The sequence below is a fragment of the Streptomyces sp. AN091965 genome, from assembly GCF_022698285.1.
GTDB lineage: Bacteria > Actinomycetota > Actinomycetes > Streptomycetales > Streptomycetaceae > Streptomyces.
In genome coordinates, this window is the sequence record NZ_JALDMY010000001.1 from 4,308,806 (window position 1) to 4,332,942 (window position 24,137).

Consider the following 24,137-nt stretch of genomic DNA (forward strand, 5'->3'; position numbering starts at 1 on the left):
GGCAACCTGCGGGTTCGTGGTGGCTGGTCGCGCCCGCGGGGCAGAGCCGCACATCGGCACAGCCCCGCGCCCCTTCGGGGCACTACCTCCGAGGTAATCGCGCGCTGCCGCGCGCCCTGGCAGCCTCAAGGGCGTCAACAGGCCCCGCGCAGGGGGCCGGTCACGTCAACGAGGGAGTTCCCATGGTCACGGAAGCCCGTACGGTCGAGGACGCCACCCGCGCCACCGTCGACGCCTTCTTCGCCGCGCGCCTCGCGAACGACACCGCGCGCCTCACCGAGATCTTCGCCGACGACGTCGACTGGCTGCTCGCCGAGAACCCGGTCGTGCCGTGGATACGCCCGCGCTCCACCGGCGCCGAATGCGCCGCCCAGGGAGCGGAGCTGGCGAGCCACACGGTCGCCGAGGACGCGCGGGCCGACGTCGACACCTACCTGGTGAGCGGGCAGGACGCCGTGATCATGGGCCGTCTGTCGGGCACCGTACGCGCCACCGGGAAGTCCTTCGAGGGCCCGTTCGCCCTGCGCCTGACCGTCGAGGACGGCCGGATCACCCGGCACCACCTGTACGAGAACAGCCTCTCCATCGCGGCGGCGTGCACGCCCTGAGCCCGCCCCGGGCCCCTGGGCGCGCACGCCGTCCGGCTACGACCCGAGGACCGAGGCCAGGAACTCCCCCACCCAGCCGAGCAGTTCCCGCCCGACCAGCGGCTTGCCGCCGACCTTCGCGGTCTTCGGCCGGGGCACGAGCACCTGGTGCGCGGCCCCCTTGATGACCGAGCCGGGGTAGAGCCGCTTCAGGCGCAGCTCCTGGGACTCCCTCAGCTCCACCGGAGCGAAGCGGATGTTCGTGCCCTGGAGCACGATCTCGCCCACCCCGCAGGCGCGGGCCAGCATCCGCAGGCCCGCCACGAGCAGCAGGTTCTCGACCGGCTCCGGCAGCTTGCCGTAGCGGTCGGTGAGCTCCTCACGGACCGCCTTGACGTCGCCCTCGGAGTTGGCGGAGGCGATCGCGCGGTAGGCCTGGAGACGGAGCCGCTCGCCGGGCGCGTAGTCGTGCGGGACGTGCGCGTCGACCGGCAGCTCGATCTTCACCTCCAGAGGCGCCTCCTCCTCGACGCCGCCGCCCTCCAGGGACTTGCGGTAGTCCGCGACGGCCTCGCCGACCATGCGGACGTACAGGTCGAAGCCGACGCCCGCGATGTGCCCGGACTGCTCGCCGCCGAGCAGATTGCCCGCGCCGCGGATCTCCAGGTCCTTCATCGCCACGTACATGCCCGCGCCCATCTCGGTGTGCTGGGCGATCGTCGCGAGCCGCTCGTGCGCGGTCTCCGTGAGCGGCTTCTCCGGCGGGTACAGGAAGTACGCGTAGCCGCGCTCGCGGCCGCGGCCGACACGGCCGCGCAGCTGGTGCAGCTGGCTCAGGCCGAAGTTGTCGCCGCGCTCCACGATCAGGGTGTTGGCGTTGGAGATGTCGATGCCGGACTCGACGATCGTCGTGGACACGAGTACGTCGAATTTCTTCTCCCAGAAGTCCACCACGACCTGCTCCAGGGCCTGCTCGGACATCTGGCCGTGGGCGGTGGCGATCCGCGCCTCCGGCACGACCTCGCGCAGCCGGGCGGCGGCCCGGTCGATGGACTCCACCCGGTTGTGGATGTAGAAGACCTGGCCCTCGCGCAGCAGTTCACGGCGGACGGCCGCGCCGATCTGCTTCTCCTCGTACGGCCCCACGAAGGTGAGCACCGGGTGGCGCTCCTCCGGCGGCGTCGTGATCGTTGACATCTCGCGGATGCCGGTGACGGCCATTTCGAGCGTCCGGGGAATGGGGGTGGCCGACATCGTCAGGACGTCCACGTTGGCGCGCAGCTTCTTCAGCTGCTCCTTGTGCTCGACGCCGAAGCGCTGCTCCTCGTCGACGATGACCAGGCCCAGGTCCTTGAACTTCGTCTCGGAGGAGAAGAGGCGGTGCGTGCCGATGACGATGTCGACCGAGCCCTCGCGCAGACCCTCCAGGGTCGCCTTCGACTCGGTGTCGCTCTGGAAGCGGCTGAGCGCCCGTACGTTCACGGGGAACTGGCCGTAGCGCTCCGTGAACGTGCCGAAGTGCTGCTGCACCAGGAGCGTCGTCGGGACCAGGACGGCGACCTGCTTGCCGTCCTGGACGGCCTTGAACGCGGCGCGCACCGCGATCTCCGTCTTGCCGTAGCCGACGTCGCCGCAGATCAGCCGGTCCATCGGGACCGACTTCTCCATGTCCTCCTTGACTTCGGCGATCGTCGTGAGCTGGTCGGGCGTCTCCGCGTACGGGAAGGCGTCCTCCAGCTCGCGCTGCCAGGGCGTGTCGGGGCCGAAGGTGTGGCCGGGGGCCGCCATCCGCGCCGAGTACAGCTTGATCAGGTCCGCGGCGATCTCCTTGACCGCCTTCTTCGCACGGGCCTTGGTCTTGGTCCAGTCGGCGCCGCCGAGCCGGTGCAGCGTGGGGGCCTCGCCGCCCACGTACTTGGTGATCTGCTCCAGCTGGTCCGTCGGGATGTACAGGCGGTCGCCGGGCTGGCCGCGCTTGGCGGGCGCGTACTCGACGACCAGGTATTCACGCGTCGCGCCCTGAACCGTCCGCTGCACCATCTCGATGTAGCGGCCCACGCCGTGCTGCTCGTGGACGATGTAGTCGCCCGGCTCCAGGGTGAGCGGGTCGATGGTCTTGCGGCGGCGGGCGGGCATGCGCTGCCCGTCCTTGCCCGCGGCCTTCTGGCCGGTGAGGTCGGTCTCCGTCAGGACGGCGAGCCGCAGCCGCTGGTCGACGAAGCCGTAGTCGATGGAGCCGCAGGCCACGTGCACCACGGACGGGGCGATCTCGGCGAGGTCCGCGTCCAGGCGGGCCGCGATGCCCTCGCCGCCGAGCACCTCGACGGTGCGGGCGGCCGGGCCGTGGCCCTCCGTGACGTACACCGTCCGCCAGCCGTCGGCCAGCCAGCCCTTGGTGTCGGCCAGCGCCTTCGCCGTGTCCCCGCGGTAGGTGTCCGGGGCGTGCATGCCGAGCGTGAGCGTGTCGTCGTCCGCGTCGAGGTCGGCCGCGAACGGGCTCACCGACCACCACATCATGCCGAGCTCCCGGGCCCGGTCGCGGACGTCCGCGATGCCCCACAGCGAGGCCGCGCCCACGTCGATGGGGGCCTCGCCGCCGCCGGCCGTGGCCGCCCAGCTCGCCTGGAGGAACTCCTGGCTCGTCGCCACCAGGTCGGCGGCCCGCGTCCGCACCCGCTCCGGGTCGCACACCACGGCCATCGCGCCCTCGGGCAGCACGTCGAGCAGCAGCTCCATGTCGTCCACGAGCACCGGGGCGAGGGACTCCATGCCCTCGACGGCGATGCCCTCGGCGATCTTGCCGAGCAGTTCGCCCAGCTCGGGGTGGGCCTCGGCGAGCTCCCGGGCGCGGGCGCGCACGTCGTCGGTGAGCAGCAGCTCCCGGCACGGCGGCGCCCACAGGCCGTGCTCGGCCACCTCCAGGGACCGCTGGTCGGCGACCTTGAAGTAGCGGATCTCCTCCACGTCGTCGCCCCAGAACTCCACCCGCAGGGGGTGCTCCTCGGTGGGCGGGAAGACGTCGAGGATGCCGCCGCGCACAGCGAACTCGCCGCGCTTCTCCACCAGCTCCACGCGGGAGTACGCGGCGGCGCCGAGCGCGTCGACCACGTCGTTGAGGTCGGCCGCGTGCCCGGTGCGCAGGGCCACGGGCTCCAGGTCGCCCAACCCCTTGACCTGGGGCTGGAGCACGGAGCGCACGGGCGCCACGACCACGCTCACGGGGCCCGTCTCGGGGTCGGCGCCGTCGGTGCTCGGGTGCGCGAGGCGGCGAAGGACGGCCAGGCGGCGGCCCACGGTGTCGCTGCGCGGGCTCAGCCGCTCGTGCGGCAGCGTCTCCCACGAGGGGTACTCGGCCACGCCTTCCGGCGGCAGGATCGTGCGCAGCGCCGCGGCCAGGTCCTCGGCCTCGCGGCCGGTGGCCGTCACGGCGAGCACGGTCCGCCGTGTCTCGCGCGCGAGGGCGGCCACGGCGAAGGGCCGGGCGGCCGGGGGACCGACGAGGTCGATGTGGTGCCGGTTGCCGTCTGTGGCCGCCTTCACCGCTTCGGTGAGGGCCGCGTCCTTGACGACGGCGTCCAGCAGTCCGTGCAGGGTCATGAAGGGGCATCCCGTCCGGGGGCGTGGACAACGCGAACCACCCGACACGTCTCACGGGCCGGGGGGCCTCCAGGGTACGTCGCCCCACCACCACCCACCCGATCCAGGGACTGTACAGAAGGCGTCTCCGAGCGCCACCGGGCCCGGTGGGATGCCACCGGGCCCGGCCCTGGTTCCTGCTTCCGCTCTAGAGGTGCCCGGCGGTGCGGACGGCGTTGTAGTACGTCTTCGCCGTCTTGTTGCAGGCCGCCTTCATCTTCTTGCGCAGGGCGGGCGTGAGCGGGTCGGCCCAGAACTTCCTGCCGCACTGGTTCTGCATGTCCTGCAGGAATACGTCGTCAATGCGCTTCCGGTGGTGCGTCTTGAAATTGTACTCACCGGCGTACTTCTTGTAGTTCCGGTAACCGAAGTCATGCCGGTAGCAAGAGAAGGTGAAATCGTAACCACCGGGCTGCTTCTCGGTCGCGGGACCCGAGCAGTAGTCGGTGTCCCAATTGAACCGGAAATAGTTCGAACCCTGCCGGTAGAGGCCCAGGTACTTGAACCACTCGTCACGCGAGGCATTGCCCTTGATCGTCAGGGCCTTGAGCTTCTTCAGCCGGTAGGCGGCGCCGACCATGGGCAGCACCGTCGCGGAGGCGTCCGCCTTCGCGGCGCCCTGGACCACGGCGGGAGCCGTCGGTTCCGCGTCCGCGGCGGCGGGCAGTGCCGAGGTGGCGACGACCGCGCCGGCCAGCAGGGCACCCCCGAGAGAGATACACGCTTTATTCACTTTTCTCCATTCCCCGTTGTTCCCCGTTTACGGCCGACGCCTCACCGCCCGGGCAGTTCCGGGCGGAGCACATCGACCGAGAGCAAATTAGCCCATCGCCCGGCCCCCGGAAAGGGAAGATCCAAAGAGAGCGCATACCGTGGCGCACACCACAGTGCCCCGGCCGTGCGGGCCGGGGCACCGGAGGGGGCTCTCGCGGGTGGGGCTACTCCGTCGCGATCGCGTTCAGCACGTTCATCCGGCCCGCCCGGAACGCCGGGACCAGGGCGGCGAACAGGCCCACGAAGGCCGAGCCCACGAAGACCGCGATGATCGTCGGCCAGGGGATCTCCAGGACCTTCAGGCCCTCCAGGGCGAGGAGCTGCTGGGCGGTCGCACCCCAGCCCATGCCCAGGCCGAGGCCGAGGAGGGCGCCGAAGAGGGCGATGACCACGGACTCCATGCGGATCATGCGGCGCAGCTGGCGGCGGGAGAGGCCGATGGCCCGCATCAGGCCGATCTCGCGGGTGCGCTCCACCACGGAGAGGGCCAGGGTGTTCACCACGCCCAGGATGGCCACGATGATCGCGAGGCCGAGGAGGCCGTAGACGATGTTCAGAAGCTGGCCGACCTGGTCCTTCAGGGTCTGCTTGAAGTCGGTCTGGTCCTGGACCTTGACCTGCGGGTCCGTCTCCAGGGTCTTCTTCAGCGCGGCGTAGGCCTCGTCCTGCTTGCCCTCTTCCGCCTTGGCGAAGACGGTGTCGCTCAGGGGCATCCGGTCGGCGGGGACGTACCGCTCGACGGTGGTGATGTTCAGGTACATCGCACCCCGGTCGAGGGTGCCCTCCTCATCGGTGATCGCCGCGAGCTTCAGCTGTCCGGTCCGGCCGTCGTCGAAGGCGACCTTGAGCTTGTCGCCCACCTTCAGGTGGTGGTCCTTGGCAAAGCCCTCGCCCACCGACATCGCGTTCGCCCCGTAGGCGGCGGACATCTCGCCCGCGGTGGTCTCGCGGCGCAGGTCCTGTACGTAGGTGCGGTCGTTCGCGCTGAGGCCGACGCCCTTGTCGGTCTTGCCGTCGGGGGTGGTGATGTCGGCCTTGACCTCCTTGAAACGCGTGGTGTGGGCGACGTACGGGGTGTTCTTCAGGCGCTTCTCCACCTGGTGGCTGACGGGCTGCTTGCCCTGCACGATGAAGTCCGCGCCGACCGACTTGTCCAGCTCGTCCGTGGCCGAGGCGACCATCGACGTGCCGACCACCGAGAGGCAGGCCACCAGGGCCAGGCCGATCATCAGGGCGGCGCCGGTGGCACCGGTGCGGCGGGGGTTGCGCAGGGCGTTGCGCTCGGCCATGCGGCCGACGGGGCCGAACATCCGCAGCAGGACCGCGCTGATCGCACGGACCACGAAGGCCGCGAGGACCGGGCCGATGACGACGAAGCCGATGAGCGTGAGGACGACGCCCAGGCCGAGGAAGAGGGAGCCCTCCTTCGCCTTGTCGGCAGCCGCCGCGGCGTAGAGGCCGAAGACTCCGCCTCCGGTGAGGACCAGGCCGAGGGCGGCGCGCACGGCTCCGGACCTGCCGTCGGCCGGGGTGCCCGAGTCGCGCAGGGCGGCCATCGGGGAGACCTTGCCCGCGCGGCGGGCCGGGAGGTACGCGGCGAGGACGGTGACGATGACGCCGAGGAGCAGGCCCACCACCGGGGTCGTCGCCGAGACGGTGAGGTCCTCCGTGGACAGCTCCATGCCCACGCCCGACATCAGCTTCATCAGGCCGACCGCGAGGCCGATGCCCGCGCCGATGCCGAGGACGGAGCCGACGACGCCGAGCAGCAGGGCCTCGACGAGCACCGAGCGGTTGACCTGCTTGCGGCTGGAGCCGATGGCCCGCATCAGACCGATCTCGCGGGTGCGCTGGGCGACCAGCATGGAGAAGGTGTTGATGATCAGGAAGATGCCGACGAGGAAGGCGATCCCGGCGAAGCCGAGCATCGCGTACTTCATGACGTCCAGGAAGCCGCTGACGGACTTGCGGTTGGCGTCGGCGCTCTCCTTCTGCGTCTTGATCTTGTAGTCGGCGGCGTCGGCGCCGAGGGTGCTCGCCACGTTCGCCTTCAGCCGGGCGTCGCTGACGCCGCTCGCCGCGGTGACGTTGACGTGCGTGAACCGGCCGGTGGCACCGAGCAGTTCGCGCTGGGCAGTGGCGGTGTCGAAGTAGACGACGGTGGCGCCGGGGTTGGTCACCTTGAAGGTGGCGATGCCGGTGATCTTCGCGGTGAAGGTGCCGGTGGCGGCGATGGTGCGCAGCTCGTCACCGATCTTGAGGTTCTTCTTGTCGGCGGTGTCGGCGTCGAGCATCACCTCGGTGGGGCCGCGCGGGGCGTGGCCGGAGGTGATCTCCATGGACCGCAGGTCGTTCTTCGTCCAGTTGCCCGCGAGGGTGGGGGCGCCGCTGGAGGGGCCGATGTCCTTGTTCCTGGAATTGACGACGGTGACGCTGTCGCTGGTGATCGCGCCCTCGACGGACTGCACGCCGTCGGCCTTCTTCACCCGGTCGACCGTGGCGGCGGGCAGGGTCTCGGGCTTGCCGGTGCGCGGGCCCTCGTCGCCCGCGTCCGGCGCGTCCTTCGGAGTGAGGGTGACGTCGGAGGACGTGGCCGCGAAGAGCTTGTCGAAGGTGGTGGACATCGTGTCGGAGAACACCAGGGTGCCGCACACGAAGGCCACCGAGAGGACCACGGCGACGGCGGAGAGCGCCATGCGTCCCTTGTGCGCGAAGAAGTTGCGCATCGAGGTCTTCAGGACGGTCATGACGTGCGCCCCCGGGCGTCGAAGTGCTTCATGCGGTCCAGGACCTGCTCGGCGGTGGGGCTGTACATCTCGTCGACGATGCGGCCGTCGGCCAGATACAGCACGCGGTCCGCGTACGACGCGGCGACCGGGTCGTGGGTGACCATGACGATGGTCTGGCCGAGCTGCGTCACCGACGTGCGCAGGAAGCCGAGGACTTCGGCGCCCGCGCGGGAGTCGAGGTTTCCGGTCGGCTCGTCACCGAAGATGATCTCGGGCCGGGAGGCCAGGGCACGGGCCACGGCGACGCGCTGCTGCTGACCGCCGGAGAGCTCGGTGGGCCGGTGCTTGAGGCGCCCGGCGAGACCGACGGTCTGGACGACCTGGTCGAGCCAGCCCTTGTCGGGCTTGCGGCCCGCTATGTCCATCGGCAGCGTGATGTTCTCCAGGGCGTTCAGCGTCGGCAGGAGGTTGAACGCCTGGAAGATGAAGCCGACGCGGTCGCGGCGCAGCTGGGTGAGCTTCTTGTCCTTCAGGCCGGTGATCTCGGTCTCGTCGAGGTAGATCTGTCCGCTGCTGACCGTGTCGAGGCCCGCGAGGCAGTGCATCAGCGTGGACTTGCCGGACCCGGAGGGGCCCATGATCGCGGTGAACTGGCCGCGGGCGATGTCCACGTCGATGTGGTCGAGCGCGACGACCCGGGTCTCGCCGGAGCCGTACGCCTTGACGACCTGGCGAGCCCGCGCCGCGACGGCCGTACGCCCGCCAGTTCCCCCGTGCCTGGGAGTGGATACAGCCGTTGTCACGGTAAGTCTCCTATGTCGGTGACGAGATGAACGCGTGTCGGCGCGCCCACGTGGATCAGTGTGGAACGCCGGGGTACTCCGGCGCCCTGGTGCGCAGCGCAGTCTTTTCCTGGGGAAAACCCCACCCCCCGCGCTGTGGTTCGTCGCAGGACGCGGAGCCGGACCCCCGTTACCGGCCCCACGCCCCGTGCCCGTGCCCGGCGGCTTCACCCCGTGCCCTGCGGCGTAAAGCAAATCTAAGGACGGGCCCGCGCCTTCTCGTCCTCCGCCGGTACCAACGTCCCCCTGTCCCTAGTACGGAGGTCCCCCTAGGGGTTCTCCACCCGGCGGTGGAGCGCTTCTCAGGGTCGCTCCACCCACTTATTGACCAAGCAACCGCCCTACCAGGGGAGAAGCTCTCCACCCCCTCCCTGGAGCGCGCCAACAGTGAGAAGGTGACCGGGGCAACCGGTGCAAGGGGAAAGGACTTTGGTCATGGCGGCAGCGCGGGCGCGGCGCTCGGACCGGCGCGGCGCCGTCGTCGCCGCGCTCATGCTCGTCATGGCGCTCGCCGCCCTGGACGCCACCATCGTCTCCACGGCCGTACCGCAGATCGTCGGCTCCCTCGGCGGCTTCTCCGTCTTCTCCTGGCTGTTCTCCGGCTATCTGCTCGCCGCGACGGTCACGCTGCCCGTCTACGGGAAGCTGTCCGACACCTTCGGCCGCAAGCCCGTCCTGATCGTGGGCTGCGCCCTGTTCCTCGCCGGTTCGGTGCTGTGCGCGCTCGCCTGGAACATGGGCTCCCTGATCGCCTTCCGCGTCCTGCAGGGCCTCGGCGGCGGCGCCCTCCAGGGCACCGTGCAGACCGTCGCCGCCGATCTGTACCCGCTCAAGGAGCGCCCCCGCATCCAGGCCAGGCTCTCGACCGTGTGGGCCGTGTCCGCCGTCGCGGGCCCCGCGGTCGGCGGCCTGCTCACCGCCTACGCGGACTGGCGCTGGATCTTCCTGATCAACCTGCCCGTCGGCGCCTTCGCGCTCTGGCTGATCGTCCGCCACCTGCACGAGCCGGTACGCCCGCCGGGCGAGCGGCACCGCGTCGACTGGCCCGGGGCTCTCGCCGTGTTCGCCGCGGGCGGGGCGCTGCTCACCGCACTCGTACAGGGAGGCGTCGCCTGGGGCTGGCTGTCGCCGCCCTCGCTCGCGCTGTTCGCGGCGGGGCTCGCGTGCGTCGGCGCGATCGTGGCCATCGAGCGGCGCGCCGCGGACCCGATCATTCCGGGCTGGGTGTGGCGGCGCCGCCCCATCGCCGCCGTGAACCTGGCGCTCGGCTCACTCGGCCTGCTGATGGTGGCGCCCACCGTCTTCCTGCCCACGTACGCGCAGTCGGTGCTCCAACTCGCCCCGACGGCCGCCGGTTTCGTCCTGTCCATCATGACCCTGAGCTGGCCCGTGTCGGCCGCCCTGAGCCAGCACGTCTACCGGCGCATCGGCTTCCGCAACAGCGCGATGGTCGGCATCAGCGCCGCCGCCTGCGTCCTGTTCACCTTCCCGCTGCTCCCCTACCCCGGCGCGGCCTGGCAGCCCGCGCTCCTGATGCTGCTGCTCGGCGCCGCGCTCGGGCTCTTCCAGCTCCCCCTGATCGTCGGCGTCCAGTCGACCGTCGGCTGGGCGGAGCGCGGCACGACCACCGCGTCCGTCCTCTTCTGCCGCCAGATCGGCCAGACCATGGGCGCGGCCGTCTTCGGGGCGATCGCCAACGGCGTCCTCAGCTCCAGGCTCGGCGGCGCGGGCTCGCTCGACGCCGTCGCGAAGTCCCTCGACGACCCGGACTCCGTCGCCGACCCGGAGCGGCTGCGCCGGGCCGTCGACGCGGCCGTGGACGCCGTGTACGTGGGCGCGGCCTGCGCGGCGGTGCTGTGCCTGCTCGTCCTGCTGCTGCTCGCGCCCCGGCGCTTCCCCGTCATCCAGGAGCCGGACGCCGAGGAGCCGGGCGCGGAGGCCGCCACCGAAGCCGGGGCGCAACAGGAGCCCCAGGAGGCGCAGTTGACTCGTACGCGCCCCGAGAAACGCCCTACCGACTGATCAGCACGGGGAAAGGCCCACGCGCCCCCTCCTGGCCGAGCCCCGCGCTCAGGAGGCGTCGCCCGGGCTCTGGCCGGGGACGTCGCCGTAGCCCCGGCCGGTCAGCGAGGCCAGGCTGTTGCGGACGTGGTCCATGTGCGCCCGCACCTCGTCCCAGCGCTCGCCGTGCTCGCGCAGCAACCGCTCCGTCTCCCGCCCGACCCGCTCCTCCCGCACCCGGGCCTCCGCGATCAGCTCGGCGGCGCGCGCGGCCGCGTCCTCCTCGCGGTGCCGGGCCGCCTCCTCCGCCTCGGCGCAGGCCCGCTTCGCCTCGGTGAGACGGGCCTCGGCCGCGGCGACGAGGGCCGCCTCGCGGGCGTCGGCGACGGCCTCCCGCTCGGCGATCTCCCGCTCCGTGGCCTCCCAGCGCTCGGCGTGCTCCTTCTCCTGCTCGGCAAGGAGACCGCTCGTGCGCCGGCGCATCTCCCGCAGCGCGGCGAGCGCCTCGCCGCGCCACTCCTTCGCGTCGCGGCGCGCCGCGGTCCGCAGCTCGTCCTCGGCGGCCCGCGCGGCGAGCAGCCGCTGCCTGGCCCGCTCCTCGGCCTCGCCCCGCACCGAATCGGCGTACGCCCGCGCGGCCCCGCGCAGCTCCGTGGTGGCGGCCGCGACGGCCTGCCCGAGCTCGTAGGTGTCGGCCGCGGCGGCGTCCCGCACGGCCGCGGCCTCCTCCTCGCTCAGCGCGAGCAGGTACTGGGCGCGCCGGCCGAGCTCGTCGTACGTCTGCGGGGCCAGGCGCGCGACGGCCTCGCGCAGGCGCGCCGCCTCCTCACCCATGTCCCGGGCGAGGACGGTGAGGCGGGCGGCCCGCTCCCACGCGGCGTCCCGGTCCCGGGACAGCGCGTCGGCGTACGCCTCCACCTGCTCGGGACGGTAGCCGCGGCCGCGGCCGGTGACGAAGCCATGAGGTGACGCACCGCTGCCGCTCATCCTGGTTCCCCTCTTTCGCCCACACGGACTCTCACCGTCGCGCTGACTCTCTCCGCCGCGCCACCCGCGTACAACGCGATTGGCGCACATCTTGATGGATCAAGCGGAAGTGGTCATAACACGACACTCCGTCAGCGCCACCCGGTCAAGGATGCGCCAATTGGGACCAGAAGTCGGAATCGGGGTGTCGTTCCGCCGTACGTCGAAGAACCGTGCGACCCCCGACCGGGGGCGCAGCGCCGGGGCGCCCGACCCGTCGTACAGGTCGAGCGCCCCGGTCACACACCGCGTACGGACTACAGCAAGCCGTCCCACATCTGCTCCAGGAGCACCGACCACCAGGTCTCCGGCGAGGACAGCGCCGCCGGGTCGAGCGCGGCGAGCTGCGACTGGAAGTCGACGGTCCAGCGCCCCGCCTGCTCCTGGTTGAGGCCGTAGCGCAGCCGCCACATGCGGCCGAGCAGCGCCAGACAGCGCACGAACTCCGGCAGCCCCGTGTTCACGAACTGCGGCGGCACCGGAGCCCCGCCAGGACCCGCCTCCACCGGCACCGCGACGATGTGCGCCGTGCCGTACTGGACACAGAGCGCCCGGCCGAAGTCGCTGCCCATCACCAGGTACGAACCCGCGTCCGACGCGGGCGCCACCCCGCGCTCCTGCGCCAGCTCCGCGAGCGTCGGCACCGGCCGCCCCGGCTGGGCCTGCGCCCAGAAGAACGGACCGAAGTCGAGCGGCAGACCCGCCACGACGAGCGTGTGCGCCACGACGTCCGGCACGCCCTGCCGGGACACCGCCCGCTGGTCGAACCGGAACACCCCGGGCCCGAACGCCCCCGCGAGCTCCTGCGCCACGGCCTCCGGCGGCACCGGTGGCGCCGGCGCCACCGGCGGCAGCGGCGCCCGCACCGGCGCCGGACGCGCCGGACCGTCCGCGACCTGGTGCAACTCGCCCTGGTGCGCGAGCAGCTGCTGCATGCCCTGCTGACGCGACGCGTGATCCCTGCCGTACGGCGCGATCGACGTGATGCGCGCCTGCGGCCACGTCTCGCGGATCATGCGCGCGCAGTACGCCCCCGGCAGCTCACACGACTCCAGCTCCGTGTGCAGCTCCAGGACCTGGTCCGCCGGGATGTTCATGCCGCGCAGCTCGTGGAAGATCTGCCACTCCGGGTGCGGGGTGCCCGGCGCCGACCGCCGGATCACCTGCTGCTCGGACCCGTCCGGGGCGCGGTACCGCAGCACCGCCTGGTAGCCGGGCCCCACGGTGGGCTGCCCGGTGGGCGGCTGCGGATAGCCGTACGGCTGCCCGGCACCGGGCGGCACCATCCCCGGGCCCGGCGGCACCGCGCCCGGGGCGGGCGGCGGCATGCCGGGCGCACCCGGGGCCGCGGGCGGCAAAGGCGCACCGGGGCCACCGACGGCGGGACCCGCGAGCATGGTGGCGGCGTGGTGGACACCGCCACCGGGCGCACCCGGGACGCCGGGCGCGCCAGGGGGCTGCGGAGCACCCGGAGCACCGGGCGGGCCGGGAGGCTGCGGCGCACCGGGCACACCCGGGGCACCAGGAGGCTTGGGCGCACCGCCGAGGCTCGGGTCGGCCAGCATCGTCGCGGCGTGGTGCACCCCACCGGGCGGCGTACCCGGCACACCGGGCGGACCCGGAGGCTGCGGAGCACCAGGAGCACCAGGAGCACCAGGAGCAGCCGGAGGCTGCGGCCCACCGCCCATGCTCGGGTCGGCCAGCATCGTCGCCGCGTGGTGCACCCCACCGGGCGGCGTACCCGGCCCACCGGGCGCGGCCGGCGGCTGCGGCGCTCCGGGAGGCTGCGGCCCCTCGGGGCCGAGCGACGACACGAGCTGCGTCGCCACATAGGCGCCGCCGGGCGCACCGGGCTGCGGCGCGCCGACGCCCTCGGGCGGAGGCGGCGTACCGGGACCACCCACGGCCGCACCGGCGGGCGGCGGCGGAAGCTGCGGGCCCGCGCCCGGCGCACCGGCGGGCGGCGGCATACCGGGGCCGCCCGGCGTCGCACCCACGGGCGGCGGAGGCATGCCCGGACCACTCGGAGCCGCCCCGGCGGGCGGCGGCGTACCAGGACCACCCGGAACCCCACCCACCGGCGGAAGCGGCGTACCCGGCCCACCGGCCGACGGAAGCGGCGCACCGGGCCCGCCCGCGGTCGGAAGCGGCACATGCGCGCCACCGGCACCCGGACCAGCAGGCGCAGGCGGCACAGGGGGACCGCTGACCGCCGGACCGGCGGGCGGCGGCGGCACATGCGGGCCACTCACCGCCGAGCCGACGGGCGGCGGCGGAAGGTTCGGACCGCCCACGGCCGAACCCGCGGGCGGCGGAGGCAGATCCGGGCCGCTCACCGCGGCACCCGCGGGCGGCGGCGGAAGCTGCGGGCCCGGACCCGGCGCCCCGGGCGCCGGATCGTCCAGGGCGGGCGCGACCGCCGTCCTCGGGAGCTGACTGCCGCCCGACATCAGCGCGGTCTTCGCCTCCGGCGACACGCTCGGCGGCGGCACGTCCTCCTCGTCCCCGTCCAGGTTCACCGGCGGCGAGAACACCGTCGCGGGCAGCGGCACCGCCACGTCGTCGTCATCACCCCCGATGTTCGTGTCCGTACCGGCCCACGGCGTCTCCGACGACGGCACGGCGGAAGCGGAACCGGACACACCCACCGACGCCCCGGCGGACCCACCGGCGGCAGGCCACGACGTGCCACCACCCTCCGGCGCGGCCGGAACAGGCGCGGCCGGAACAGGCCCCGCCGACGTCGCCGCGGGCTCAGGCTCCGGCGCGGCCGCGGGCTCCGGAGCGGACGACGACGACCGCCGGTCCGGGATCCCCAGCTTGTCCGCCGCCTCCTGCAACCACTCCGGCGGACTCAACAAGAACGACGTCTGGTTCAGATCCATGCGCGCCGGCGCCGCGGGCGCGACAGCGGGCTCCGGCGCGTCCGACACCCCGTACTCCTCCTCGTACCGGCGGATCACCTCACCCACCGGCAGCGCGGGCCACAACGTGGCCTCACCGCTGTCCCTGGCGATCACCAGACGCTGACCACCACCGTCCGAACGCGGACCGCCCTCGCGGTCCTCCGCCCAGACCACGAAACCCAGGTCGAACTCCCGCACCCGCACCTCACGGTGATCCGGCGGCGGCACCTCACCGTTGATCCACTCCTCGGCGCGCTCCTGCGCCTGTGCGAAGGTCACCATCTCGGAGCTCACTCCCCCACCGGGACGACGCGCGCGAAGCCGCCGTCCACCATCAGGTTCGCCACGGTCTCCAGCTCGGGCGGACTGCCCGCGAGCCGGGACAGGAACGCGTCGAAGTCGTCCCCGCACGGCAACAGCAGCCGCTGCACCCGCTCCGCGGGCGCCCAGGACGGATCCACGTCACGCGCGTCGTCGTACGCGCAGAACCACACCGAGCCGATCCGATCGCCCTTCACCTTCACCGCGAGCAGACCGCCCTGCACGAAACCGACCCCCAGGAAATCCTTGGTCAGATGGTCGCGCAGACACTTGTTCACGTACACCAGGTCGTTCACGGCCGCCTCGTCACGCACCGTGAAGAACGGCTGGTCGATCAGCAGACCCAGCTCCGCGTCCAGGGCCGTCCCCACCGGCGCACAGCCGCCCGCCGCCTTCAAGAAGGAGCGATACGCCCCCGGCAGCCGATAGCCCAGGTCCTCCTCGACCCCCGCCACCTGGCTCTCCGAGACCGCCAGCGCCCCCTTCGGCAGCGCCAGATGCGCCGGACGCGTCTCCTGCAACGGACGCGTACCCCGCTTGCCGTGATCCACCGCAGACGTGGCGATGCCGCCGTGATGCCGCAGCAACGCCTTCACCTCGACCGGCACCAGCTCAAGACGGCGGCCACCCGGCACGTGGTGCCACGTCCAGCCGTGCGGCGTCGCCACCGCCGGAACCGTGTCCCACAGCTCGTGCCCCGACGCCGCGAGCGCCGCGTTCGCCGACACGTAGTCCGTGAGCCGCAGCTCGTCCACGCCGAAACCCTCCGGCGGCTCCGCGATCTCCGCCGCGGCACGCGCGTACGGCGAGAAGACCGGATAGCCCTCACCGTCCACCCGCACACCCCTGGGGTGCCGCGCGGCACGGACCGGATCCGGGAAGTGCACGACCTGCCCGGCGTAGGCCGCGTTCGGCGGCGCGGCCTGCTGCCCGAGCCGACCTGGCCGACCTGTCGTCATGGCGGTTGCCCTCCTGCGGCACTGTCGAGGTTCACGAATGGCGACAGCCTATGCGGAAGGACGACACGGGTCATCGGCCCGCCGGATCCGTGACCACCCGCCACGAGCCCGTCACCCAGAGACGAAACCCCGTCGTGTCGCACCGACCCAGCTTCCGTACCACGCGCCCCATTTGGCAGTCTGTTCCCGCAACGCGGGGGCGTGGCACCAGCGGCCGACGCCGCGGGCACGGGGAGGGAAACACCACATGCACACGGCACAAACCAGCATGTCACGGACCACCGATACATCCACCGAAAGCGCCGGAACCGTTCACTCCACGACCACAGCCACCACGGCGCGCACCCCGGGGACCCCAGGCACCCCCGGCGGCGACCCCCGCGTCGGCTGGAGCAGCGTCCCCGCCGACGCACCCGTCCTGCTCCACCGCCGCGACGGCATCCTGCCCACCGTCGCCGCCGCACTCTCCGTCCGCGGCACCACCCTCACCAGCACCCCCAAACGCGGCGCAGAACCACCCGACCTGCACCCCCTCGTCCAGGACTTCCTCGACGCCCTCCCCAGCGCCCAGCGCGAACGCTTCACCGGACGCTGCGCCGAAGCCCTGCTCGTCTCCCGGCACCTCACCACCGCCGACGCCGGCCGCTCCAAACGCGCCCGCCGCAAACCCATGACCAACGGCGAAGCCCGCAAAGCCCTCAAACACGCCAAACTCACCACCCGCCGCATCCGCGAGGACGGCGACCCCCTGCACGGCTCCTTCGCCCGCCCCTGCCGCTCCTGCACCGCCCTCACCGACCACTTCGGCGTCCGCGTCGTGGACCCCACCGCGGCCGACGGCTGACACCCCCGCCGCACCGTCCACCACCACACCGCACCACACCGCACCACACCCGAGGGCGCCCACCACCATGCACACCGACCACTCCACCCGCTTCCCCGTACCCGTCGACGCCGCCCTGCGCACCGCGGGCTGGCGCCCCGGCCGCTGGGACATCAAACAGGCCGAGATCTGGGCCGACGTCCTGCGCCGCCACACCTCACCCGCAGGCCACCAGCACGCCGTCTTCCCCGCCGCCGTCGAAGCCTGGGCCGAATTCGGCGGCCTCCACATCACCCCCCAGGGCCCCGGCCGCCAGATAGCCCCCGCCACCCTGCACCTCGACCCCATGTACGGCCTCCACACCGCCCGCACCCTCGGCGACCTCGGCCGCGCCCTCGGCACCGAAGTCAGCCCCATCGGCGAAGAGACCGACACCCAGGCCCTCCTCGCCGTCGACGCCCGCGGCCGCGTCTACAGCCTCGACCACACCGGCGACTGGTACCTCGGCCAACACATCGACCAGGCCCTCACCACCCTCATCGCGGGCACCCGACCCGTACGCCTCACCGCCGGAGCGTAGGCGCCTCGCTGGACCTCGCCGCCCTGTGCCGCCTGGCGACCGCGGGGCCCACCGCGGCTGGTCGCACCCACGCGGCAGAGCCGCCATCAACACGGCCCCGCGCCCCTACGGGGCGCCCCCGTACGGCGGCGGACGCCGCGATCAGGCCCCGGCCGCCCCCGCCGGAAGCACCGCCGACACCCGGAAACCACCCGCGTCCGTCGGCCCCGACACGAACACCCCGCCGAGCGCCGTCACCCGCTCCTTCATCCCCACCAGACCATTGCCACCACTCGGCAACCGCGCGTCCGCCGGAGCCGTCTCCGGCGGCGGCCCGTTCTCCACCTGCATCGCGATCTCCGCACCACGATGCGCGAGCCGCACATACGCCTTCGCACCCGCCGCATGCTTGAAGACGTTCGTCAGCGCCTCCTGCACCACCCGGTACGCCGTCTCCTCCACATCCGCCGCATACAGCCGCGCCTCACCCTCCACGGACATGTCCACCACCATGCCCGCCGCCCGCGACTGATCCACCAGCTCGTCCAGCTCCGCCAGACACGGACCCTCCGCCAGCTCCGCGGCCTCCGCACCCCCCGCCCGCGACGCCGCCCGCGACGCCGCCTCCCCCACCGCGGCCAACGGCACCGGAGCCGGAGCAGGCTTCGGCGGAGCCTCCCCCGCCCGCAACACCCCCAACATCTCCCGCAACTCCGTCAGCGCCTGCCGACCCATGTCCCCCACCAGCGCCGCGTTCTTCACCGCCTTCTCCGGATCCTTCCGCGCCACCGCCTGCAACGCCGCCGCGTGCACCACCATCAGACTCACCCGGTGCGCCACCACGTCGTGCATGTCCCGGGCGATCCGCGTGCGCTCCTCGTTGCGCGCCCACTCCGCCCGCTCCTCCGCCCGCTCCGCGAGCAACTGGAGCTCCCGCTCCAAACTGTCCGCCCGCTCCCGCAACGACTCCATCAGCCGACGACGCGCACCCACGTACAGCCCGAGCAACAACGGCGGCGCCGTCACCCCCAGCGACGTACTGATCGCGATGAACGGGATGACCCCCTCGCCGATCGTCAGATCCCCGCTCGCTATGTCCTGATTGGCCCGCACCAACGTCACGATCAACGTGCCCGCCAACGACATCCCCGCCAGCGCCCCGATGATCCGGCGCGGCAGCTCCGACGCCGCCAGCGTGTACAGACCCACGATCGTCATCAGGACGCCCATCTGCGCCGGCGTGATCGCCACCGCGACCAGCACCACCGCGATCGGCCAACGACGACGCAACACCAGCATCGCCCCGGCCAGCACCCCGAAGCCCACCCCCACCGCCAGCGGCAGCCCCGCGTCCCGCGCGAACTCCACGCCCTCCGCGCCGCACTCGGCCGCCGACACGACGCCGAGCCCCACATCGAGCACGGCACTGCGCCGCCGCTCCCACCACCACGGCCCTGTCCTGGCCGCGGTTCCGCTGTCCCCCGTCGTGGTCATGTCTTCCAGCCTACGGGCGCCGACGCCCGGTTTTCCGGTGAGTTTCCGGCACGCGAGCACCCCGCGGCCCTACCCCGGCACCCCTCGGACGACGCCCGAACCGCCAGGTAACCCTCGAACAGTTGAACCGCCCAGATTTTCGACCCGGAGCCCCGAATTCCGAACGAGGCTCGCCGCATGACCGAGATCACCGACTTCGCCTCCCTCCGCGACCGGGCCCTCACCCTGCGCCGCGCGGGCCTCAGCCTCCGCCAGATCGCCGACGCGCTCCAGGTCCGCAGCAAGGACCTGCTCCAGCGCCTCGTGGAGGGCGAACCCGCACCGGAGTGGACCAAGCGCCCCCGGGCCAAGGACGACCTCCGCGAACGCGCCCGCGAGCTGCGCCTCAAGGGCTGGACGTACAACGAGATCAAGGAGGAGCTCGGCTGCTCGAAGAGCTCGGTGTCCCTCTGGGTACGGGACCTGCCCAAGCCGGAGCCGCGCCCGCGGACCCGCGAGGAGGCTTCAGCCATCGCCAAGCGTGGGTGGGAGCCCAAGCTGCGACTGCGCGAGGAGGAGCGCCAGCGCACCATGAAGGCGGCACTGGACGAGGTGGGGCAACTCACCGACCGCGAGCTGTTCCTGATCGGCGTCGGCCTCTACTGGGCCGAGGGCTCCAAGAGCAAGTCGTACGCTCGGCGTGAGCGTGTCACGTTCGTGAACAGCGACCCGGGAATGGTCGAGGTCTTCCTGCGCTGGCTCGACCTCCTCGAAGTCGACCGCGAGCGCGTGCGGTACTGCGTCATGATCCATGAGACGGCGGACGTTCGGGGTGCCGAGCAGTACTGGGCGGACCTCGTCGGCGCCGACGGCTCCGCGTTCCACAAGACGACCATCAAGAAGCACAACCCCAAGACCGTGCGCAAGAACGTGGGCGAGACCTACCGTGGCTGCCTGGTGATCCAGGTCCGGCAGAGCGCCGAGTTGTACCGTCGCATCGAAGGCGCCTGGTGCGGCATAGTAGGGGCTGCGTCCGCGCGGGATCTTCCTAATCGGACATAGCGCCCATCCCGGGTCGTCTAAGGGCAAGACGTCAGATTTTGGTTCTGATCATGGGGGTTCGAGTCCTCCCCCGGGAGCATTCCTCGGTTCGGGTCCTGACCTAAGGGTCGGGGCCCGCTTCCTTTTGCCCTAGTGGGCCGCCCCGCGCACCCCGCCCGCCCAAGGCCCCCGGCCCGATTACGCCCCGGTATCCTGCGGATGTCCGAACCCCACGCATTCGAAGCCGAAGGGCACCCCCGTGAGCGCCAATTGCCCGGCAGCCGTCGTCGTCCTCGCAGCGGGTGAGGGCACCCGTATGAAGTCGGCCACTCCGAAGGTCCTGCACGACATCTGTGGCCGTTCCCTCGTCGGGCACGTGCTCGCCGCCGCGCGTGAGCTCGCGCCGGAGCGCCTGGTCGCCGTCGTGGGGCACGGGAGCGACCGCGTGACCGCGCACCTCGCCGAGATCGACCCGGAGGCCCGCACCGCGTACCAGGCGGAGCAGAACGGCACAGGTCACGCGGTCCGCATCGGCCTGGAGGAGATCGGCGGCCGGGTCGAGGGGACGGTCGTCGTCGTGTGCGGGGACACCCCACTGCTGACGGGCGCGACGCTGCGACGGCTCGCCGACACCCACTCCGCCGACGGCAACGCCGTGACCGTACTGACCGCCGAGGTCCCCGACGCGACCGGCTACGGCCGCATCGTGCGCGACCCGGCCTCGGGCGCGGTCACCGCGATCGTGGAGCACAAGGACGCGAGCGACGAGCAGCGTGCGATCCGTGAGATCAACTCCGGGGTGTTCGCGTTCGACGGCCAGCTGCTCGCGGACGCGCTGGGCAAGGTGCGTACGGACAACAGTCAGGGCGAGGAGTACCTGACGGACGTGCTCGGCATCCTGCGGGAGGCGGGGCACCGGGTGGGGGCGTCGGTGGCGGAGGACCACCGGGAGATCGCGGGGATCAACAACCGGGTGCAACTGGCGGACGCGCGGCGGGTGTTGAACGACCGACTCCTTACGGAGGCCATGCTCGCGGGCGTGACGGTGGTGGATCCGGCGTCGACGTGGGTGGACGCGACGGTGACGTTCGAGCGGGACGCGCTGGTGCATCCGGGGACGCAGCTGCTGGGGGCGACGCACCTCGGTGAGGGTGCGGAGGTCGGCCCCAACACGCGTCTGCTGGACACGACGGTGGGTGCGGGCGCGCGGGTGGACAACACGGTGGCGAACGGCGCGGAGGTCGGCGAGGGGGCGTCGGTGGGCCCGTTCGCGTATCTGCGGCCCGGTACGCGGCTGGGGACGAAGTCGAAGGCCGGGACGTACGTGGAGATGAAGAACGCGACGATCGGTGAGGGCACGAAGGTGCCGCACCTGTCGTACGTGGGGGACGCGACGATCGGTGAGTACTCGAACATCGGGGCCGCGAGCGTCTTCGTGAACTACGACGGTGAGGCCAAGCACCACACGACGGTGGGGTCGCACTGCAAGACGGGTTCGGACAACATGTTTGTGGCTCCTGTCACGATTGGCGACGGTGCTTACACGGCGGCGGGGTCCGTGATCACGAAGGACGTGCCGCCGGGTTCGCTGGCCGTCGCCCGTGGCCAGCAGCGGAATATCGAGGGCTGGGTGGCCCGTAAGCGTCCGGGGAGCGCGGCGGCGAAGGCGGCCGAGGCGGCCTCCCGGGGGTCCGAGAACGCGGTCGGCGAGGGCTGACCGGGAACCTGACTGGAAAAAGGTGCGCTGAACACCGCGTACCGTGATAGGTGCACACCAATCGGCTGACTCGTGGCGCGGCCTATGTCCTGGGATGCGGAGTATCGCTCCTGGACCTCTGGATGTATCGCGGGTGCAGCAGCGGAAGAACTCGTCTGAGGAGACAGTGCTGTGACCGGGATCAAGACGACCGGCGAGAAGAAGTTGATGTTCTTCTCCGGCCGCGCCCACCCCGAGTTGGCCGAGGAGGTTGCCCACGAGCTGGGCATCGGCGTCGTACCGACGAAGGCCTTCGATTTCGCCAACGGCGAGATCTACGTGCGCTACCAGGAGTCGGCACGTGGCGCGGACTGCTTCCTGATCCAGAGCCACACGGCTCCGATCAACAAGTGGATCATGGAGCAGCTGATCATGATCGACGCTCTGAAGCGGGCTTCCGCGCGGAGCATCACCGTGATCGTGCCGTTCTACGGCTATGCGCGTCAGGACAAGAAGCACCGCGGCCGTGAGCCGATCTCGGCGCGTCTGGTCGCGGACCTGCTGAAGACGGCGGGCGCGGACCGCATCGTCTCGGTGGATCTGCACACCGACCAGATCGTGGGCTTCTTCGACGGTCCGGTGGACCACCTGTTCGCCCTGCCGATCCTCGCGGACTACGTGGGTGCGAAGGTCGACCGGGACAAGCTCACGGTCGTGTCCCCGGACGCGGGCCGGGTGCGCGTGGCCGACCGCTGGTGCGACCGTCTGGGCGCGCCGCTGGCGATCGTGCACAAGCGTCGTGACAAGGACGTCGCCAACCAGGTGACGGTCCACGAGGTGGTCGGTAACGTCGAGGGCCGTGTGTGTGTCCTGGTCGACGACATGATCGACACCGGTGGCACGATCTGTGCGGCGGCCGACGCGCTGTTCGCGCACGGTGCCGAGGACGTCATCGTGACGGCGACGCACGGTGTGCTGTCGGGTCCGGCGGCGGACCGGCTGAAGAACTCGAAGGTGAGCGAGTTCGTGTTCACGAACACGCTGCCGACGCCGAACGAGCTGGAGCTCGACAAGATCACGGTGCTTTCGATCGCTCCGACCATCGCCAACGCGGTGCGGGAGATCTTCGAGGACGGCTCTGTGACCAGCCTCTTCGAGGAGCAGTCGGGTCCGACGGACTGAGTCCTGCTTGATCGTTTTGGGGTGCGGCCTCCCCGCCGAGTAGACTGTCGAAGTTGCTCGGCGAGGGAGGCCGTACTCATTGCGGTACGGCGGTCCGTTATCGACGCGCTCTTCGTAGCAGGCCAGTCGTATGGCCGGGTGACACCTTCGTTCACCTATCTACGAGGAGTGCCCCATGTCTGAGGTCAAGCTCAGCACCGAGATCCGTTCCGAGTTCGGCAAGGGTGCCGCCCGCCGCGTCCGTCGTGAGAACAAGGTTCCCGGCGTGCTGTACGGCCACGGCACGGACCCCGTCCACGTCACGCTGCCGGGTCACGACCTGATGATCGCCCTGCGTACGCCGAACGTCCTGCTGTCCCTGGACATCGACGGCAAGAGCGAGCTGGCCATCCCGAAGGCCGTGCAGCGTGACGCGCTGAAGGGCTTCATCGAGCACGTCGACCTGCTCCTGGTCAAGCGTGGCGAGAAGGTCACCGTCGAGGTTCCGGTCCACACCGAGGGCGAGCTCGCCGCCGGTGGCAACCTGCTCGAGCACGTGCTGTCCACGCTGCCGATCGAGGCCGAGGCCACGCACCTTCCCGAGGCCGTCACGGTCTCCATCGCGGGCCTGGAGGCCGGTGCCTCCATCCACGCCAAGGACATCACGCTGCCCGCCGGTGCGACCCTGGCCGTCGACGCCGACGCCGTGGTCCTGCAGGTCCTGGCCGCGCAGGCCGAGGAAGCCCCGGCCGAGGGCGAGGGCGACGCGGCCGCCGAGGCCTGAGCCGCGTTCTCAAGGCAGTGACAACCGCCGTCCAGCGCTCCGGCGCTGGGCGGCGGTTGGGCTATGAGCAGCGATGGAGGAGACACCCAGATGACGACGGACCCGAGCGCTCCCTGGCTGGTCGTGGGGCTCGGCAACCCCGGGCCCGGGTACGCCATGAACCGGCACAACGTGGGCTTCATGGTCGTCGACCTGCTCGCCCAGCGGATCGGCGGTACGTTCAAGCGTGCCGGGAAGGCCCAGGCGCAGGTCCTGGAGGGCCGTCTGGGGCCGATGGGCCCTGGCAGCCGCCGTGTCGTCCTCGCCAAGCCGACGTCGTACATGAATCTGTCGGGCGGTCCGGTGACGGCGCTGCGCGACTTCTACAAGGTGCCGACGGCGAACGTCGTCGCCGTCCACGACGAGCTCGACATCGACTACGGCACGCTGCGGCTGAAGCTCGGTGGCGGTGACAACGGGCACAACGGTCTGAAGTCGATGACCAAGGCCATGGGGTCCGACTACCACCGGGTCCGCTTCGGCATCGGCCGCCCGCCGGGGCGGATGCAGGTCGCCGACTTCGTGCTGAAGGACTTCTCGTCCACGGAGCGCAAGGAGCTGGACTACTTCGTGGACCGGGCCGCGGATGCGGTGGAGTCCTTGACGGTGGAGGGCTTGGAGCGGGCCCAGGGCACGTACAACTCCTGAGCGGTGGGGGCCTTCCCCTCCCACCCTCCCGCCCGTGCGGCCCCGGTGGCCCGGCTCGGCCCCGGCCTGGCGGCTTTCCCGCCGTCGTCCGGATGTTCCCCCGCCCACCCGCCCCCTTTTCGGGGGCGGGTG

17 protein-coding genes and 1 tRNA gene are annotated in these 24,137 nt (G+C 71.8%); 10 read left to right on the forward strand and 8 right to left on the reverse strand.

Features of this window, described 5'->3' with window-relative positions; all coding sequences use genetic code 11:
• Positions 1–182 precede the first annotated feature (182 nt).
• The gene (locus tag MQV74_RS18010) at positions 183–608 is read left to right on the forward strand and encodes a nuclear transport factor 2 family protein (RefSeq protein ID WP_242718921.1); all 426 of its coding nucleotides are present in this window, start codon (positions 183–185) and stop codon (positions 606–608) included.
• A 36-nt stretch (positions 609–644) separates the two neighbouring features.
• Here MQV74_RS18010 and mfd read toward each other — a convergent pair whose 3' ends face one another.
• The 4 genes from mfd to MQV74_RS18030 all read right to left on the reverse strand — a co-directional run bounded on the left by mfd (position 645) and on the right by MQV74_RS18030 (position 8,529).
• On the reverse strand, positions 645–4,184 hold the full coding sequence (gene mfd / locus MQV74_RS18015) for a transcription-repair coupling factor (protein WP_242718923.1): 3,540 nt from the start codon (positions 4,182–4,184) through the stop codon (positions 645–647).
• Positions 4,185–4,371: 187 nt separating this feature from the next.
• A complete protein-coding gene (locus MQV74_RS18020; RefSeq protein ID WP_242718925.1) occupies positions 4,372–4,956 on the reverse strand; it encodes a phospholipase A2 in 585 nt (194 codons plus the stop codon).
• A gap of 205 nt (positions 4,957–5,161) precedes the next feature.
• A complete protein-coding gene (locus tag MQV74_RS18025) occupies positions 5,162–7,744 on the reverse strand; it encodes an ABC transporter permease (RefSeq protein WP_242718926.1) in 2,583 nt (860 codons plus the stop codon).
• Positions 7,741–8,529, reverse strand: coding sequence for an ABC transporter ATP-binding protein (locus MQV74_RS18030; RefSeq protein WP_138960139.1), 789 nt, complete (start codon positions 8,527–8,529; stop codon positions 7,741–7,743). Before MQV74_RS18030 ends, MQV74_RS18025 begins: the two co-directional genes overlap by 4 nt.
• Before the next feature lie 474 nt (positions 8,530–9,003).
• Here MQV74_RS18030 and MQV74_RS18035 point away from each other — a divergent pair, with 474 nt between their 5' ends.
• A complete protein-coding gene (locus tag MQV74_RS18035) occupies positions 9,004–10,590 on the forward strand; it encodes an MFS transporter (RefSeq protein WP_242718928.1) in 1,587 nt (528 codons plus the stop codon).
• 48 nt (positions 10,591–10,638) lie between these two features.
• Here the strand turns inward: MQV74_RS18035 and MQV74_RS18040 are convergent, their stop codons facing one another.
• From MQV74_RS18040 to MQV74_RS18050, 3 genes are all read right to left on the reverse strand, one after another.
• Positions 10,639–11,556, reverse strand: a complete 918-nt coding sequence (locus tag MQV74_RS18040) for a cellulose-binding protein (RefSeq protein WP_242718930.1) — start codon at positions 11,554–11,556, stop codon at positions 10,639–10,641.
• Positions 11,557–11,852: 296 nt separating this feature from the next.
• Positions 11,853–14,783: an SUKH-4 family immunity protein gene (locus tag MQV74_RS18045; protein WP_242718932.1), complete on the reverse strand. Its 2,931-nt coding sequence runs from the start codon at positions 14,781–14,783 to the stop codon at positions 11,853–11,855.
• Positions 14,784–14,791: 8 nt separating this feature from the next.
• The gene (locus MQV74_RS18050) at positions 14,792–15,781 is read right to left on the reverse strand and encodes an SMI1/KNR4 family protein (RefSeq protein WP_242718934.1); all 990 of its coding nucleotides are present in this window, start codon (positions 15,779–15,781) and stop codon (positions 14,792–14,794) included.
• Between the two features lie 247 nt (positions 15,782–16,028).
• Between MQV74_RS18050 and MQV74_RS18055 the strand changes: the two genes are divergently transcribed.
• Entirely contained in the window at positions 16,029–16,625 is a 597-nt protein-coding gene (locus MQV74_RS18055) for a YwqJ-related putative deaminase (RefSeq protein WP_242718936.1), read from the forward strand.
• Between the two features lie 67 nt (positions 16,626–16,692).
• Positions 16,693–17,184: an SUKH-3 domain-containing protein gene (locus MQV74_RS18060; RefSeq protein WP_242718938.1), complete on the forward strand. Its 492-nt coding sequence runs from the start codon at positions 16,693–16,695 to the stop codon at positions 17,182–17,184.
• 141 nt (positions 17,185–17,325) lie between these two features.
• Here MQV74_RS18060 and MQV74_RS18065 read toward each other — a convergent pair whose 3' ends face one another.
• Positions 17,326–18,657, reverse strand: a complete 1,332-nt coding sequence (locus tag MQV74_RS18065; RefSeq protein WP_242718940.1) for a sensor histidine kinase — start codon at positions 18,655–18,657, stop codon at positions 17,326–17,328.
• A 177-nt stretch (positions 18,658–18,834) separates the two neighbouring features.
• Here MQV74_RS18065 and MQV74_RS18070 point away from each other — a divergent pair, with 177 nt between their 5' ends.
• The 6 genes from MQV74_RS18070 (at position 18,835) to pth (ending at position 24,005) form a co-directional block, all read left to right on the forward strand.
• Complete coding sequence (locus MQV74_RS18070; RefSeq protein WP_242718942.1) at positions 18,835–19,698, forward strand: terminase gpP N-terminus-related DNA-binding protein; 864 nt, start codon at positions 18,835–18,837, stop codon at positions 19,696–19,698.
• Positions 19,699–19,704: 6 nt separating this feature from the next.
• Positions 19,705–19,775: transfer RNA gene (locus tag MQV74_RS18075), tRNA-Gln, on the forward strand.
• Between the two features lie 161 nt (positions 19,776–19,936).
• Entirely contained in the window at positions 19,937–21,394 is a 1,458-nt protein-coding gene (glmU, locus tag MQV74_RS18080) for a bifunctional UDP-N-acetylglucosamine diphosphorylase/glucosamine-1-phosphate N-acetyltransferase GlmU (protein ID WP_242718943.1), read from the forward strand.
• Positions 21,395–21,565: 171 nt separating this feature from the next.
• Positions 21,566–22,555 (forward strand): ribose-phosphate diphosphokinase, encoded by a 990-nt coding sequence (locus MQV74_RS18085; RefSeq protein ID WP_138960149.1) that lies wholly within the window; start codon positions 21,566–21,568, stop codon positions 22,553–22,555.
• A 175-nt stretch (positions 22,556–22,730) separates the two neighbouring features.
• Positions 22,731–23,318: a 50S ribosomal protein L25/general stress protein Ctc gene (locus tag MQV74_RS18090; RefSeq protein WP_242718945.1), complete on the forward strand. Its 588-nt coding sequence runs from the start codon at positions 22,731–22,733 to the stop codon at positions 23,316–23,318.
• A gap of 90 nt (positions 23,319–23,408) precedes the next feature.
• Entirely contained in the window at positions 23,409–24,005 is a 597-nt protein-coding gene (pth, locus tag MQV74_RS18095) for an aminoacyl-tRNA hydrolase (RefSeq protein ID WP_242718947.1), read from the forward strand.
• The last annotated feature ends 132 nt before the right edge of the window (positions 24,006–24,137 follow it).